The sequence below is a fragment of the Exiguobacterium sp. SH3S3 genome, assembly GCF_004337115.1.
Classification (GTDB): Bacteria; Bacillota; Bacilli; order Exiguobacteriales; family Exiguobacteriaceae; genus Exiguobacterium; species Exiguobacterium aurantiacum_A.
The window spans coordinates 1-438 of record NZ_SJUU01000035.1; the positions used below are offsets into that span (position 1 = coordinate 1).

The 438-nt window shown below is 67.6% G+C and carries 1 protein-coding gene; it reads left to right on the forward strand.

Annotated elements, in window-relative coordinates; all coding sequences use genetic code 11:
• Positions 1-121 precede the first annotated feature (121 nt).
• Positions 122-438 (forward strand): Phenylacetic acid catabolic protein (locus EVJ28_RS13970; protein ID WP_201739266.1); only part of this gene is annotated, 317 nt, incomplete at its 3' end.

Consider the following 438-nt stretch of genomic DNA (forward strand, 5'->3'; position numbering starts at 1 on the left):
GGGAAGGACGTGTTGACCGGGGTCACACCCTGACCTATCCTGAACGAGCGGTCAGTAATTCGGTGCGCGCCCGCGCACCTTGACCACGGAATCAGCCCGCACTCAGCGTGAGGTGAACCCCATGACGCAGACCAGCTCCACCACCCGTCTGGCCTCCGTCCCGTCCCCCGAGGATGCGGCCGGCCAGGAGAACTTCGATCGCCTGATCGCGGAGGACTCGCGCATCGAGCCCCGCGACTGGATGCCGGAGGCCTACCGGAAGTCCCTGACCCGCCAGGTCTCCCAGCACGCGCACTCCGAGATCATCGGCATGCAGCCCGAGGCCAACTGGATCACCCGTGCACCCTCCCTGAAGCGCAAGGCGATCCTCATGGCCAAGGTCCGGGACGAGGCCGGCCACGGCCTGTACCTGTACTCCGCCGCCGAGACCCTCGGCAC